Origin of the sequence: Brevibacterium sp. 'Marine', assembly GCF_012844365.1 — a bacterium.
GTDB lineage: Bacteria > Actinomycetota > Actinomycetes > Actinomycetales > Brevibacteriaceae > Brevibacterium.
Genome location: NZ_CP051626.1, coordinates 3,048,737 through 3,062,863, shown reverse-complemented (window position 1 = coordinate 3,062,863; position 14,127 = coordinate 3,048,737). Strand labels below are relative to the sequence as shown.

The 14,127-nt window shown below is 66.9% G+C and carries 11 protein-coding genes; 5 read left to right on the top strand and 6 right to left on the bottom strand.

The window, feature by feature from the left end; all coding sequences use genetic code 11:
- Positions 1-67: 67 nt before the first annotated feature.
- The 3 genes from ugpC to HF684_RS13745 are packed head-to-tail and all read right to left on the bottom strand — an operon-like array spanning position 68 to position 3,890.
- A complete protein-coding gene (gene ugpC / locus HF684_RS13755; protein WP_169252915.1) occupies positions 68-1,165 on the bottom strand; it encodes a sn-glycerol-3-phosphate ABC transporter ATP-binding protein UgpC in 1,098 nt (365 codons plus the stop codon).
- A gap of 5 nt (positions 1,166-1,170) precedes the next feature.
- Positions 1,171-2,853: an FGGY family carbohydrate kinase gene (locus tag HF684_RS13750; protein ID WP_169252914.1), complete on the bottom strand. Its 1,683-nt coding sequence runs from the start codon at positions 2,851-2,853 to the stop codon at positions 1,171-1,173.
- On the bottom strand, positions 2,850-3,890 hold the full coding sequence (locus HF684_RS13745) for a sugar-binding domain-containing protein (protein ID WP_169252913.1): 1,041 nt from the start codon (positions 3,888-3,890) through the stop codon (positions 2,850-2,852). The genes HF684_RS13750 and HF684_RS13745 overlap by 4 nt, the downstream gene beginning before the upstream one ends.
- 130 nt (positions 3,891-4,020) lie before the next feature.
- Between HF684_RS13745 and HF684_RS13740 the strand changes: the two genes are divergently transcribed.
- From HF684_RS13740 to HF684_RS13720, 5 genes are read left to right on the top strand one after another with little or no spacing between them, the layout of a single operon-like run.
- Positions 4,021-5,379 (top strand): sugar ABC transporter substrate-binding protein, encoded by a 1,359-nt coding sequence (locus HF684_RS13740; protein WP_169252912.1) that lies wholly within the window; start codon positions 4,021-4,023, stop codon positions 5,377-5,379.
- Positions 5,380-5,406: 27 nt separating this feature from the next.
- Complete coding sequence (locus tag HF684_RS13735; RefSeq protein WP_248278950.1) at positions 5,407-6,348, top strand: sugar ABC transporter permease; 942 nt, start codon at positions 5,407-5,409, stop codon at positions 6,346-6,348.
- Positions 6,345-7,298, top strand: coding sequence for a carbohydrate ABC transporter permease (locus HF684_RS13730; RefSeq protein ID WP_248278949.1), 954 nt, complete (start codon positions 6,345-6,347; stop codon positions 7,296-7,298). Before HF684_RS13735 ends, HF684_RS13730 begins: the two co-directional genes overlap by 4 nt.
- Entirely contained in the window at positions 7,295-8,839 is a 1,545-nt protein-coding gene (locus tag HF684_RS13725; protein ID WP_169252911.1) for a mannitol dehydrogenase family protein, read from the top strand. The genes HF684_RS13730 and HF684_RS13725 overlap by 4 nt, the downstream gene beginning before the upstream one ends.
- A 39-nt stretch (positions 8,840-8,878) precedes the next feature.
- Positions 8,879-10,516: a glycoside hydrolase family 3 N-terminal domain-containing protein gene (locus HF684_RS13720; RefSeq protein ID WP_248278948.1), complete on the top strand. Its 1,638-nt coding sequence runs from the start codon at positions 8,879-8,881 to the stop codon at positions 10,514-10,516.
- A 261-nt stretch (positions 10,517-10,777) separates the two neighbouring features.
- Here HF684_RS13720 and HF684_RS13715 read toward each other — a convergent pair whose 3' ends face one another.
- From HF684_RS13715 to HF684_RS13705, 3 genes are all read right to left on the bottom strand, one after another.
- Positions 10,778-11,689, bottom strand: a complete 912-nt coding sequence (locus HF684_RS13715) for a C40 family peptidase (protein WP_169252910.1) — start codon at positions 11,687-11,689, stop codon at positions 10,778-10,780.
- 329 nt (positions 11,690-12,018) lie between these two features.
- On the bottom strand, positions 12,019-12,852 hold the full coding sequence (locus HF684_RS13710) for a sulfurtransferase (RefSeq protein WP_169252909.1): 834 nt from the start codon (positions 12,850-12,852) through the stop codon (positions 12,019-12,021).
- A gap of 56 nt (positions 12,853-12,908) precedes the next feature.
- On the bottom strand, positions 12,909-14,126 hold the full coding sequence (locus HF684_RS13705; protein ID WP_169252908.1) for a class I SAM-dependent methyltransferase: 1,218 nt from the start codon (positions 14,124-14,126) through the stop codon (positions 12,909-12,911).
- Position 14,127: the final 1 nt, after the last annotated feature.

Sequence of the window (14,127 nt, the reverse complement as noted above, 5' to 3'; positions counted from 1 at the left end):
GCGGCTCTGCCGTGCCGCGGTGCGCTCGCTTCCCTCGCCCCGCCGAGCACGGCGCCCGACCCGCCGATCACGCAGCGCGGCGTGCGTCCTCTGTCAGTCGGCTGCCCGAAGCGGTGTCGAAGAGGTGCAGGCGTGCGGCATCGGGAGCCACGCGCACGGTGTCGCCGCGGCGGATCGTCGACCGACCGGCGACACGTGCCACGACCGTCTTCTCGCCCGAGGCCAGTCCCGCGCGACCGTGGACGAAGGCATCGGCGCCGAGCTCCTCGACGAGATCGACGGTGACCTCGAGGCCTTGCGTCTCGGTGACCTGCAGGTCCTCCGGACGGATGCCGACGGTGACAGTCTCACCCGTGACCTGGTCACGCTGCTGCGCAGTCAGGGACAGTTCGACATCGCCGAGGCGCAGCGACGTTCCCTCGACAGGCACGTCGATGAGGTTCATCGCCGGCGAGCCCATGAAGCCCGCGACGAAGAGATTCGCCGGACGATCGTAGAGATTCGCTGGAGTATCCACCTGCTGCAGCCTGCCATCGGCGAGGACCGCGACCCGGTCGCCCATCGTCATCGCCTCCACCTGATCGTGAGTGACGTAGACCGTGGTGACACCGAGGCGGCGAGTCAGGGAGGCGATCTGCGCGCGAGTCTGCACCCGCAGCTTCGCATCGAGGTTCGACAGCGGCTCGTCCATGAGGAAGACCTGCGGGGAGCGGACGATGGCGCGTCCCATCGCCACCCGCTGTCGCTGACCGCCGGACAGCGCCTTGGGTTTGCGGTCGAGGTACGGCTCCAGGTCGAGCAGCCGGGCGGCTTCGGCGACGCGCTCATCGCGTTCCTGCTTGGCGACTCCCGCGATCTTGAGCGCAAACGCCATGTTCTCGCGCACGCTCATATGCGGGTAGAGCGCATAGTTCTGGAACACCATCGCAATGTCGCGTTCCCTCGGGGAGAGGTCCGTGACATCGTGGTCGCCGATGCGGATGTGCCCGGAGTCGACGGGTTCGAGCCCGGCGAGCATGCGCAGGGTCGTCGACTTCCCGCAGCCCGAGGGACCGACGAGGACGAGGAACTCTCCGTCGGCGATATCGAGGCTGACCTCGTCGACGGAGGGTTTGAGTGCCTCGGGATATTGACGCAGTGCTTTGTCGAAGGTGACTGTGGCCATTGTTCTCAACCTTTCACGGATGCGTGCGCACCCGAAGATCCACGGTGATCGGGCAGTGATTGATCGGACGATGAACGATCGGGCAGTGATTGATCGGACGACGAGCGTTCGGACATAGAGGGTTCTGACGAAGACCGTTCCGGCGTTGTGCGGTCGGGCGAGGCGAGACTCGCCGTCTGCTGCGCAGCCGTCTGCGCTGCAAAGGACCGGTACTGCTGCCGCACCTGAGATGGCCGCGGATGCAGCGTGGCGACGAGCTCGACGGTCCAGTCGGGCAGGGTTCCCGACAGTGTCCAGGCCGCCTGACGAGCCGCCCCGATGGCGACGTATTCGGCCTGTTCGGGAACGTCGATGGGTACGGTGAAGATATCGCGGGCGACCTCCCGGACGGCAGGATTGCGCGCCGCCCCGCCGATGAGCAGCAGCCGTCCGGCTTCCAGACCCTGCGCCTGCACGGCATCGAGTCCGTCGGCCAGACCGCACAGCATGCCTTCGACGAAGGCGCGAGCGACGTTCTCCGCCGAGGAGTTGCCCAGAGTCATCCCCTCGAGCCGGGCCGTGGCATCGGGCAGGTTCGGGGTACGCTCGCCCTCGAAGTACGGTACGAGCGTGAGCCCGTCCGCTCCCGGCCGGGACGCCAGCGCCAGGGCCGCGAGTTCGTCGTGGCTGACCCGCAGCAGCGACGCCGCCGAATCGAGGACCCGGGCGGCGTTGAGCGTGGCAACCAGCGGCAGGCGCCCGCCGTCGGCGGAGGCGAATCCGGCCACCGCTCCGGACGAATCGGCAATGGGCAGGTCGGTGGTCCCGAAGACCGTGCCCGAGGTTCCGATCGAGATGACGAGATCCCCCGAGGTGACCCCGAGTCCCAGCGCCGCGGCCGCATTGTCCCCGGCCCCGGGCCCCACGACGATTCCGTCCGGGCTGTGCCCGGCCGCCTCGTTGGGGGTGAGGACGCGGGGAAGAATGATCGCCGAGGCGGCGCCGCCCTTCCCGTCCACGTCCGGCGAATCCACCTCGACGTCCGTATCCGCGGCGCACGGCAGACCTGCGGCCTCACGAGCGGACGCACCGAAGGTGATGCGGAAGAGATCGAGATCGTAGCGCGAAGTGGAGGGGTCGAAGTAGGCGGTGCCGCTGGCATCGGATGCATCGGTGACCAGAGCCTCGAGCACGGGACCGCGGGCGGAGGATTCCGCGGGGCCGTATCCGAGGAAGCGCCAGCTCAGCCAGTCATGGGGCAGGGCGACGGCGGCGACCCGGGCGGCATTGACCGGTTCGGCGACCTTGAGCCATCGCAGCTTGGCGCCGGTGAAGGAGGCGACGGGCAGGATCCCGGTGCGTGCGACATAGTCGGCGGCTCCGACCTCGGCGATGAGATCTCTGGCCGCGGCCTTGCTGCGCAGATCGTTCCACAGCAGGGCATCGCGGATGACCCGGCCCTCGGCGTCGAGGGCGACGAGTCCATGCTGCTGACCGCTGATGCTCAATCCGGCGACGTCGTCGAGTCCGCCGGCGGCCGCGATCGCTGCCTGCAGGGCAGTCCACCATGCCTCGGGGGCGACCTCGGTGCCGGGAGGGTGCGGGGCCGAACCGGTGCGGATGATGTCCCCGGAGTCCGGATCGGCGATGACGACCTTGCAGCTCTGCGTCGAGGAGTCGACACCGGCGACGAAACGACGGATGCTCATCGAGACTCCTCGGCAGAGGCGGGGGCGACCTCGGAAGGTTCGGCGGCGGGCGCACCGGGGCCGGCCGCCTCGGCGAGGATCTCATCGGCCAACGCCCGGTCGATGATCGCGATATCGAGGATCCCGGCAGCACAGGCCGCACGGACCGCGCGGGCGCGTTCGGCTCCGCGAGCGACTCCGACGGTCGTCGTGGCGCGGCGGAGCTGATCGAGGGTGACGGCGATGACGCGGTCGTCGATCGTGGTGACATCGGCTCCGTCGGCGGCGAACAGACGACCGGACACCTCGGCGATGGCACCGTCGTCGATGCCCGCCTGACGCTGGGCGGGGGAGCACTTCTCCCACACCGAGGACAGGCCTTCGGCCCACGAGGCCACGGAGACCACGGCGAGGTCGAGGTCATCGGCGGCGGCCAGGGTTCCGGAGATCTCGGGCAGGGCACGCAGGTCGTCGGCGGTTCCGGCCTCGGTGACGAGCAGCGGGGCGGGCAGGCGAACCATGCTCACGGCCGGATCCTGGCCCAACCGGGTGAAGATCTCCGAGCTGGGACGGTGCGATTCCAAACGGAGGGCACCGGCGAGCTGGACGATCGTGCACCGCGGCAGGGCCGGGGTGAACGCGGCCGCCGAATCGAGGGTGCGCGACCAGGACAGGCCGATGCGCATCCCTGCGCGAGCCTGCCGGCCGACCAGTGACAGGGCGGCCCGGCCCATCTGTTGGGAGGCCTGGGAGGCATCGGGGATGTCGACGATGACGACCGAGTCGAGACTCAAGGTCGCGGCGACCTGCTCGGCCACGCCGTTGTTCTCACCGGCATCGGCTTCGATGGTGATGGTCACGACGCCGGTGTCGACGGCCTCTTGGAGGAGTCGGGCGACCTGGAACCGGCTGAGTCCGTGCACCTTGCCGATCTCGACCTTGGAGCGCCCCTCGAGGTAGTGATCGCGGGCCAGCTGCGCGAGAAAGCGGCGGTGGCGGGCGGTGGGCACCGTGGACATGGTCCTCCCTTCGGCGTCGACGTCTCTGTGTTCGCTCATATGTGAAGTGTTGCACATCTGATTGGTTCGTGACACAGTATTGCACATATGAGCACAGATGCTCATATGATTTTCTCGCAGCGAACCGATGGCGGGCTGCAATCCCGCAAGGACGAGGGAAGGCACAACGATGAAACACCTGATCACAGGCCGGAGAGTCACATGGGCGGCCATCGGCATGGTCGGAGCGCTGGCATTGTCCGGCTGCGGCGGCGCCGGCGGCAGCTCGGCCGGAGGCGGCGGCGATGAAGTCAACGTCCTCATGGTCAACAACCCGCAGATGCAGGATCTGCAGAAGCTCACGGCCGACCATTTCACCAAGGACACCGGCATCAAGGTCAACTACACCGTGCTGCCCGAGAACGAGGTGCGGGCGAAGATCGGCCAGGAGTTCGCCGCTCAGGCCGGCAACTACGACGTCGCCTCGCTGTCGAACTACGAGATCCCGACCTATGCGAACAACAAGTGGCTCACGCCCATGGACGAGGGCGTCGCCGACGCCGAGGGTTTCGACCAGGACGATATCCTCGCCCCCATGGCCGAGTCGATGACGGTCGACGATCAGATCTACGGTGAGCCGTTCTATGGTGAGGGCTCGTTCCTCATGTACCGCACCGACATCTTCGACAAAGCCGGTGTGGAGATGCCGGAGAAGCCGACCTGGGACGAAGTCGCGAAGCTCGCGGCGAAGGTCGACGGTGCAGAGAAGGGCACGAAGGGCATCTGCCTGCGCGGACTGCCCGGCTGGGGTGAGATGTTCGCCCCGCTGACGACCGTGGTCAACACCTTCGGCGGAACCTGGTTCGACGAGGACTGGAACGCCCAGGTCGACTCGAAGGAATTCAAGGAAGCGACGAACTTCTACGTCGACCTCATCAAGGACCACGGCGAATCCGGTGCCCCACAGGCCGGCTACACCGAATGCCTGACGAACCTGCAGCAGGGCAAGGTCGCCATGTGGTACGACTCGACAGCCGCCACCGGCACCCTCGAAGCCGATGACTCTCCCGTCAAGGGCAAGATCGGCTACGTCGCCGCCCCGGTGAAGGAGACGGACTCGAGCTCCTGGCTCTACACCTGGGCATGGGGAATCCAGGCAGCGGGCAAGAACCAGGACGCGGCGAAGCAGTTCGTCGCCTGGGCCTCGTCGAAGGACTACGAGGAGACCGTCGCCGAGGAACTCGGCTGGCAGCACGTGCCGGCCGGCAAGCGGACCTCGACGTACGAGAACCCCGAGTACCAGAAGGCCGCCGAACCCTTCTATCAGCAGACGGAAGATGCCATCAACTCGGCCGATCCCGAGAGCCCGGGCGTGCAGCCGCGCCCGACGCTGGGAGTCCAGTTCGTGACGATCCCCGAATTCGCGGACCTCGCCACGGGCATCTCCGAGGACGTCAGCTCCGCCATCGCCGGACGCACGACCGCCGACAAGGCGCTGGAGAAGGGACAGAAGGAAGCCGAGAAGGTCGGAGACAAGTACAAGAAGTGACTGCCCGCACCACCCACCCGACGAAGGATGTTCGAAGTGTCAGCTCCCGCCGCCGAGCGTGCATCGCAGCCGATCACGCCGCCGAAACCCCGTGCCAAGGACCGATGGCTCAAACGTGCGCCCATGCTGCCGGCGCTGATCTTCGTCATCCTCGTCACCCAGATCCCGTTCGCGATCACGATCATCATCTCGTTCATGAACTGGAACGCCGCCTACCCCGATGACATCAGCTTCGGCACCGTGGCCAACTATGTCACCGTCTTCACCGATGCGAACCTGCTCAAGGCCGTCTTCGTCACCGTCGGACTCACCGTCGGCGTCGTGTTGGCCTCGGCGCTGCTGGGCCTGGGCATCGCCCTGCTGCTCGATCGGAAGTTCATCGGCCGCGGCTTCGTCCGCACCCTGATGATCACCCCGTTCCTCGTCGTGCCCGTCGCTGCGGCACTGCTGTTCAAGCACGCGATCTTCAACCCCTCGTACGGACTGATCAACGGGCTGCTGACGACCGTGTTCGGTGACAACGCCCCGCAGCCGGACCTCATGACCTCGAACCCGCTGCTGGGCATCGGAATCGTCCTCGTCTGGCAGTGGACGCCGTTCATGATGCTCATCATGCTCGCCGGACTGCAGTCGCGACCCATGGACGTCTACGAGGCGGCCCTGGTCGACGGGGCCGGACACTGGCAGACCTTCCGCTTCATCACGCTGCCCCACCTGCGCCGATACATCGAACTCGCCGCACTGCTGGGCACGATCTACATCGTCCAGAACTTCGACATGGTCTTCACCATGACCTCCGGCGGGCTCGGCACCGCCACCCTGCCGTACGTCATCTACCAGGAGTTCTTCGTCGCCCAGGACTACGGAGTCGCCTCCGCCGTCGGCGTCATCGTCGTCATCGCCTCGCTCATCATCGCGACCTTCGCCCTGCGCACCGCATCGACCCTGCTCAAGGAGGAGAACTCATGAGCACCCCCGACCTCACCGTGGACGACCACCCCGCACCCGGGGTGACCCCCACCCCGACCGAACCGGGCGGACCCGGTTCCGCAGAGCCGCCTCGGCGAAAGGCGAACGCACCGAGGCGGCCCGGCCAGGGGCGGGCCGGTAAGATCCTGCTGGGCCTGTTGGCCTGGTTCGTCGGACTCCTGTTCGTCTCACCCCTGCTGTGGATGCTGCTGACCAGCCTGCACGCCGAAACCGACGCCTCGACGAACCCGCCGAGCTACTTCGCCCCACTGACGCTGGAGTCCTTCGTCAACTTCTTCGGCGGCGGCAACGGCGCGAACCCGTGGCCGTTCCTCATCAACTCCGCGGTCGGCGCGATCGTCTCGACGCTGATCGTCCTCGTCCTGTCCACGATGGCCGCATACTCGCTGGCGATCCGCCGCATCGAACGCTGGTCGGACGTGCTGTTCTTCCTCCTGTCGACGAAGATGCTGCCGATGGTCGCGGGCCTCCTGCCCGTCTACCTCGTCGCGAAGTCCGTCGGCATCCTCGACACCTGGCTGCTGCTCATCATCATCTACTCGGCGATGAACATGCCGATCGCGGTGTGGATGATGCGCTCCTTCCTCGCCGAGGTGCCCGTCGAAGTCCTCGAAGCCGCCGAACTCGACGGTGCCCGTCTGCCGCGCGTGTTCCTCCAGATCTTGCTGCCGCTGACCGCCCCCGGACTGGCCGCGACCGCCCTGATCTGCTTCATCTTCTCGTGGAACGAACTCCTCTTCGCCACCGTGCTCACCTCCACGGCGGCGTCGACGGCACCCGTGTTCCTCACCAGCTTCGTCACCTCCCAGGGCCTGTTCCTGTCGCAGGTGTGCGCGGCCTCGCTCATCATCTCCGTGCCCGTCCTCGTGGCCGGAATCGCCGCCCAGGACAAACTCGTCCAGGGCCTGTCCATGGGAGCCGTCAAATGACCGCACCGCACACCGCACCGTCCGATCCTCGCCGAGGCGCGACTCCCTTGGCCCTGACCACGGAGAACCTCGCCGAGGTGGCCGACCACGGCATCGCCGTGCCCACCTATGACCGCTCGGCCGTGAGCCCCGGCATCGTCCACTTCGGAGTCGGCGGATTCCACCGCGCGCACATGGCGATGGTGCTCGACGACCTGCTCGGGGCTGGGCTCGCCGCCGACTGGGGGATCGTCGGAGCCGGTGTGCTGCCCCACGATGTGGGCATGCGCGATGCGCTCGCCGACCAGGATCACCTGTACACGCTCACCCTCAAACATGCCGATGGAACCAAGGAACGGCGGGTCATCGGGTCGATCATCGACTACCGTTTCGGGCCCGACGACCCCGCCGGACTGCTCGATCTGCTCACCGATGAGGCGATCCGGATCGTTTCGCTCACCGTCACCGAGGGCGGATACAACGTCAATCCCGTCACCGGAGAGTTCATCACCGATGAGCCGACGATCGTCGCCGATGTCGAGGCGCTGCGGGCGGGTAAGCTGCCGGCGACGGTCTTCGGCTATGTCGTCTCCGCTCTGCGGAAACGACGCGCGGCCGGGATCGCTCCGTTCACCGTGCAGTCGTGCGACAACATCTCGGAGAACGGCGATGTGGCGGCGAAGATGTTCTCGGCCTTCGCTCGCCTCGTCGACGCCGAACTCGCCGAGTGGATCGCCGCGTCCGTGGCGTTCCCGAACTCGATGGTCGACCGCATCACCCCGGCCACCACAGACGGCGACCGCGCCGACCTGCTCGCCGACACAGGCGTGGCCGATGCCTGGCCGGTCGTCGCCGAACCGTTCTTCCAATGGGTGCTCGAAGACGATTTCACCTCTGGTCGTCCGCCCTATGAAGAGGCACGGGTGCAGGTCGTCGACGATGTGCAGCCCTATGAGCACATGAAGCTGCGCCTGCTCAACTCCGGGCATCAGGGACTCGCGTACTTCGGCCTCCTCGGCGGATACACCTTCGCCCATGAGGCGATGGCGAACCCGGACATCCCCGTCTACCTGCGCCGATACATGGATGAGGAAGGCACACCGAGTCTGGCACCGCTGCCCGGAATCGACCTGGACGCTTACAAGGACTCGCTCATCGAACGGTTCAGCAACCCGGAGATCCGCGACACCCTCGCGCGCCTCGGCGCAGAGTCGTCTGACCGGATCCCCAAATGGCTGCTGCCGGTCGTCAAGGACAACCTCGCCTCGGGCCACCCGATCGAGGTAGCCGCGGCGATCTGCGCCTCGTGGGCCCGCTATGCCGAAGGGCATGACGAAGCCGGCGCTCGGTTCACCATCGTCGACCGCTATGCCGACGAACTGCAGGCAGTTGCCGCGACACAGGGAGAGGACCCGCTGGCATTCGTCCGGCAGGAACAGTTCTTCGGACCGCTGGCCGAGGAGCCCCGGTTCACCGAACCGTATCTCAAGGCACTGACATCGCTGCACGAACGGGGAGCGAAGGAGACCGCCCGCCGCCTGGCCGCTCACGACGAGCTCTGACCCAGGCGGCACGCAGGCGAGAACGTCTAGCATGGAGACATGTTGCGTTCTCGCCTGAGCTTTCTGGCCCTGACCACGACTCTCGCGCTCGTCGGCTGTTCCGGCGGAGCGTCAGCCCCCGAATCCTCCACGGCCGGACAGAACTCCTCCGCCGATTCGGGTGCTCAGACCCAAGCACAATCCGAAGCCCAGACCGAATCGTCCCTCGACGACCCCGCCGACGCGGATCCGGCCGATTTCGAGGACGAGGCCGCGGACATCGTCGGAGACTTCTCCGACGAGGAGCTTGCCGGGTCGCTCATCATCGGCACCTGGGAAGGCACGGACACGCAGACCCCGGTGGACATGGTCAAGCAGAACCACCTCGGCGGGGTCATCGTCATGGGCTACAACCTGCCGGAGAACCCGACGAAGGACCAGGTCACTGAACTGACCGGTCAGATCTCCGGGGCGCGGACGAAGGGTCAGCCCGTATCGATCGGCGTCGACCAGGAGGGCGGCCCGGTGTCACGCCTGGGCACCGCTGCGCTGCCGTTCCCGCCGCTCATGGGCTTAGCCGCGACTGATGATTCCGATCTCATCACCGACGCCACGACCGTGCAGGGGCGGAACCTCACCGATCTGGGCTTCACCATCGACTTCGCTCCGGACTCCGACGTCTCGGTCGGGCCGAAGGACAAAGCGATCAACGTCCGTTCGGGCGGCACCGACCACGAGGATGTCGCCGAGGTCGTCGCCGACGCCGTCGAGGGATACCGGTCCGGTGGGGTGTCGAGCTCGGCGAAGCATTTCCCGGGGCACGGCCGCCTCGGCGTGGATTCGCACGAGAGCCTGCCGGTGTCGGAGAAGTCGATCGAGGAGATGGAGGACTCGGACCTCCTGCCGTTCAAGTCTGCGGTCAAGGCCGGTGTGCCGATGGTGATGATGGGCCATATCGGTCTGCCCGATGCGAAGACGACGCCCGCGACGCTGAACAAGAAGGCCTACTCGGCGCTGCGCGAGACCCTCGACTATGACGGTGTCATCACCACGGATGCGCTGAACATGAAGGCCGTGCCGCAGAACCTCAAGGGCGGAGAGACGGTTAAGGCGCTCGCTGCCGGAGCCGATATCGCGCTCATGCCCCCGGACTCGGCGGCCGCGCAGAAGGCGATCGTCACGGCGATGGGGGACGGGACGCTTGAGAAGAAGGACCTCGTCGAGAAGTCCGAACGCGTCGTCGCCGCACAGCTGGCCACCGCCGAGGCTCAGAAGAGCGTGCAGGCAGGGGACTCGGATGCGAAGGATCCGAAGAAGGTCCTGACGAAGGTGGCCGACAAGTCGCTGACCGTGCTCAAGGGCGAATGCTCCTTCACAGGCACCGATTCGATCTCGATCGTCGGCGGTAGCGACAAGGAGAAGGCAGCGCTGAAGGAAGCGGCCGAGGCCGAAGACCTCACCGTCGGATCCGGTGGAACCTCCGTGAGTCTGAGTCCGTCGACGTCGGCCGAGGTGGCCGTGGGCACCGCCGCTCCGTGGACGATGCGCAGCACTCCGGCGAAGTCTGCGGTGACCGCATACGATTCGAACCCCTATGCGCTGCGGGCCGTGGCGAAGTGGCTGAAGGGCGACCTCAAAGCATCGGGTCAGCTGCCTGCCGAATACGACGGCAGCGACAAGGCCCCCGACTGCGGGTGAGCACGGCCGACCGGGACCGGCCGGGGCCGACCGGGGCTGACCGCAGCCGACTGTGCGAGTTCCGGACGATGCGTGCTGGAAAACCACTTGGAATCCCGCACGGATCGTCCGGAACTCGCTCCTGTGACCCCTCGGGGCCGAGAAGCACAGCAGCCCCAAGGATTCGGAGACGAGAACACCCCTCGCCAGCCGGCGAGGGGTGTCCCTGGAGTTGAGAGGGTTCCTCCGAGTTCAGGTGACGGCTCAGAGCTGTTCTGGGAATCAGAGGACGCGGACGAACTGGGCGCCCTGCTGAGTCATCCAATCGACGCTGCGGTAGCTGGTGTTCACGCGCGTGTTCCCTGCGTCGTACATCATTCCGTCGCCCGCGTAGATGCCGACGTGGCCCGGCGACCAGATGATGTCTCCGGCCTTCGCCTCGGATGCCGAGACGATCTGCCCGGCACCCTTCTGAGCCGAAGACGTCCGCGGAAGATTCACCCCCACCTTGCCGTAGACGTATGAGGTGTAGCCCGAGCAGTCCCAACCGCTGGGCGACGTTCCGCCCGACACATACGGCGTGCCGACGTACTGTTTTGCGATGGCGATGACCTGCTCGGCCTTCGAACCGTCCGGGACCTCGACGCCCCCGGAACCCGAGTCCGCGCCGTCGTCCTTGCTCTTGTCATCGCCCGAATCGGCTGGACCCTCATCGCTGGTGCCGGGGGAATCGGATGAACCATCGTCCGAGGACTCGCTCGGCTCCTCCTCCGGCTCCTCGGCAGGCGCCGGCTCTGCGACGGTCGTCTCCGGCTCCTCCTTCGGCTCAGGTTTCGGCTTCGGATTGGGCTTCGGCTTGGGAGCGGCTTCGGCGGTGACGAGATCTGTGTCGACGGTGACCTCAGCCTCCTGATCGCCCTTCTTCGAGGTGCCGCCGGCGTCGATCGTCGGTGTCTGGTTCTTGAACTCGACGGGCGCCTGCTTCTCGGACTCAGCTGCGACCTTCGCCTCATCGTCGGTTCCCTGTCCGGCAGCGGGGAGGACCGCTGCGGTGAGCAGTCCGCCGCTGGCGGCGACGACTGCGGCGCGGCGGCCGAATGCGCCGGAGTTCGCCGCGAGCAGTTCGCTCAACTCGGTCAGTGGTGTTTTGGCTTTGACGTTCGCGGCGCGGCGGCCGTGCTGCTGAGATGCCACGATTTCCTCTCGTTGCCTGGCTGTCTGTGACGATGTGCTCCACTGTAACTAATTCGTGATCTTCTGTCACGTTTTTGTTACAAAAGGATTCAGCGGCATCGAGAGGTGCGTAATCCCAGGTCACAGGCTTAACGCCGATAGAAATGGCTGGTGAGAGGTCGTGTTCCCGTCTGCTTGTGCCTGTGGTTTCGCGTCCAGTCGCAGCCGTGAATAACGGTTCGTGACATTCGCGAAGCGTGATTCTCGGGTCGATCCGCGGCGTTTTTCACGCCCAGACCACCGTGGATGGACCCAAGAATGCCGATGGCGTCGGCGGTGGTGAACGAGTCTCAGGCTCCGGTTTCGGCGGGTCGGTCGGGATCGGACGACCAACCGGACCAGCTCGCGGGGTAGAGGCTGGCTTCGATCCCGAGGGTCGCCAGCGCCAGAGCGTTGTGGCAGGCGGTGACTCCCGAACCGCAGTACACGCCGACGGGACCATCGAGGGCGCCCAACTCATCGAAGCGTTCGCGCAGCAGCGCCTCGGGCAGGAATGTCCCTGCGGGGACGTTGTCCGTGGCAGGGGCGCTCTTCGCCCCGGGAATATGACCGGCCCGCGGATCGAGCGGTTCGGTCTCCCCGCGGAAGCGCTCACCGGCGCGGGCATCGAGCAGGACTCCGTCGAAGCCGGCCGCCTCCTCGGCGCCGATGACGGGCAGTGAGTCCGGGCTGATCTCCACGGCACTGCGGGCGATCTCGGGGGAGTCGCCGGTCTCGACCGTCCCGCCGGCATCACGATAGGCGGCGAGTCCGCCGTCGAGGACCCGCGCGCTCAGCCCGGCCCAGCGCAGCAGCCACCAGGCGCGGGCCGCACCGAGGGACGAGTTGTCGTCATAGACCACGACCTCGGTGTCTTCGTCGATGCCCCAGGAGCGTACCGTCTTCTGGAAGGCTTCGGCGCTCGGCAGCGGGTGGCGGCCGGCCGTCGGGTCGGTGGTGCCGTGGTCGGCGAGTTCGGTGTCGAGGTCGACATAGATTGCGCCGGGGATGTGCCCGGCGGCGAAGTCCTCGCGGCCATCGGGTTTGGGCAGGGTCCAGCGGACGTCGAGCAGCCTCGGCGCGGGGGAGTCGGCCATTCGGGTGAGCAGGTCATCGGCGCTGATGAGAACGTCGGAGCGGGTCATTTCGATCTCCTTCTTGGACGGGGCCCTGGGACGGGGTCACACTAGTTGGGGCAGGGTCACACCGGTTGGGTGAGCAGGACGACGTGCTTGTCGCCGAGCCGGGTGAACACGAGTGTGGCTTTGTCGCCCTTGGGCAGTTTGAGTTGGCGTCGGACCTGGTCGGGCACGATGTCGGCCCCGCGTTTCTTGATCACGACCGAGCCGATTCCGCGGGAGACGAGCTCCTTGCGCAGGCTTGGGACCTTCGCGGGCAGAACGTCGACGACCTCGTAGGCGGTGACACCTGCCGACGCCGGGCCGCTCGGTGCGACATCGGTGGTCAGATACGCGATCTTCGGGTGCAGTCGGCGGGCCTGCAGCGGCGCGCACAGGGCGGCGACGAGTCCGGCGCGCACGATCGCGCCGTCGGGTTCGAGGAGATACTTTCCGAGTTCCCCGATGTCCGCTTCGTCCTCGTCGGGCAGGTTGTCCTCGTGGACGAGGAGGGTGCGGTCGCCCATGACGAGGGCCCCGCGGCCGGGTCGCTGACAAGCTTCACCGAAGTAGAGGCAGACCTCGACGACCTCTCCGCTGTGGGAGACCCATTGGGCTTCGGCTCCTTCCGGTACGAGGTCGTGGTCGAGTGCCGGGCCGAGCTTCACTCCGGCCGACTTCGCCGCGCTCGCCTGCTCGATCACCCAGGACAGTGAGGGGGAGAACGCCTCGGGGTCGGTGATGCGGGCAGTCGATCCGCGTTTGTCGGCCTTGCCGACGGTCCGCCGGGCCGGATCGAACCAGAGGGCATCGAATCCGCCTAAGTCGACATCCTCGGCGCGAGCGTGTTCGACGGCGGCATCGGGCAGATGACGGAGGTTGAAGGCGGCGATGGCGGCGGTGACCTCGTCGGCGTCGACGGCCGAGACCTGCGCGCCCATTCCGGCGAAGGCGACCGAATCCGCGCCGATCCCGCATCCGAGATCGGCGATGCGGAACGACTCACCCTCGGCCCCGTCCCCGATGAGGCGACGCGCGTGATGAGCGGCGACCGGCAGCCGCGTGGCCTGGGCCAGCCCGTCCCGGGTGAAGAGCATATCCTCGGCGAAGGGGCCGAGCTTCGCTGCCGCCTCCTGCCGCAGCCGCGCCTGAGTGAGCAGGGCCGCGGTCACCTCGGCGGAGTAGCCCTCCTTCCGCAGGGCCGTCGACCGGGCGAGCTCATCGCCTGCGAGGTCTTCGATGCGGTCGAGACGGTCGAGGACGGCGACGTCGAGCAGTTCGGTCAGTGTCTGCGGATCCATA

Coding starts and splice junctions, on each gene's coding strand:
- ugpC (WP_169252915.1), bottom strand. CDS start 1,165: ATGGCCACAGTCACCTTCGACAAAGCACTGCGTCAATATCCCGAGGCA.
- HF684_RS13750 (WP_169252914.1), bottom strand. CDS start 2,853: ATGAGCATCCGTCGTTTCGTCGCCGGTGTCGACTCCTCGACGCAGAGC.
- HF684_RS13745 (WP_169252913.1), bottom strand. CDS start 3,890: ATGAGCGAACACAGAGACGTCGACGCCGAAGGGAGGACCATGTCCACG.
- HF684_RS13740 (WP_169252912.1), top strand. CDS start 4,021: ATGAAACACCTGATCACAGGCCGGAGAGTCACATGGGCGGCCATCGGC.
- HF684_RS13735 (WP_248278950.1), top strand. CDS start 5,407: ATGTTCGAAGTGTCAGCTCCCGCCGCCGAGCGTGCATCGCAGCCGATC.
- HF684_RS13730 (WP_248278949.1), top strand. CDS start 6,345: ATGAGCACCCCCGACCTCACCGTGGACGACCACCCCGCACCCGGGGTG.
- HF684_RS13725 (WP_169252911.1), top strand. CDS start 7,295: ATGACCGCACCGCACACCGCACCGTCCGATCCTCGCCGAGGCGCGACT.
- HF684_RS13720 (WP_248278948.1), top strand. CDS start 8,879: ATGTTGCGTTCTCGCCTGAGCTTTCTGGCCCTGACCACGACTCTCGCG.
- HF684_RS13710 (WP_169252909.1), bottom strand. CDS start 12,852: ATGACCCGCTCCGACGTTCTCATCAGCGCCGATGACCTGCTCACCCGA.
- HF684_RS13705 (WP_169252908.1), bottom strand. CDS start 14,126: ATGGATCCGCAGACACTGACCGAACTGCTCGACGTCGCCGTCCTCGAC.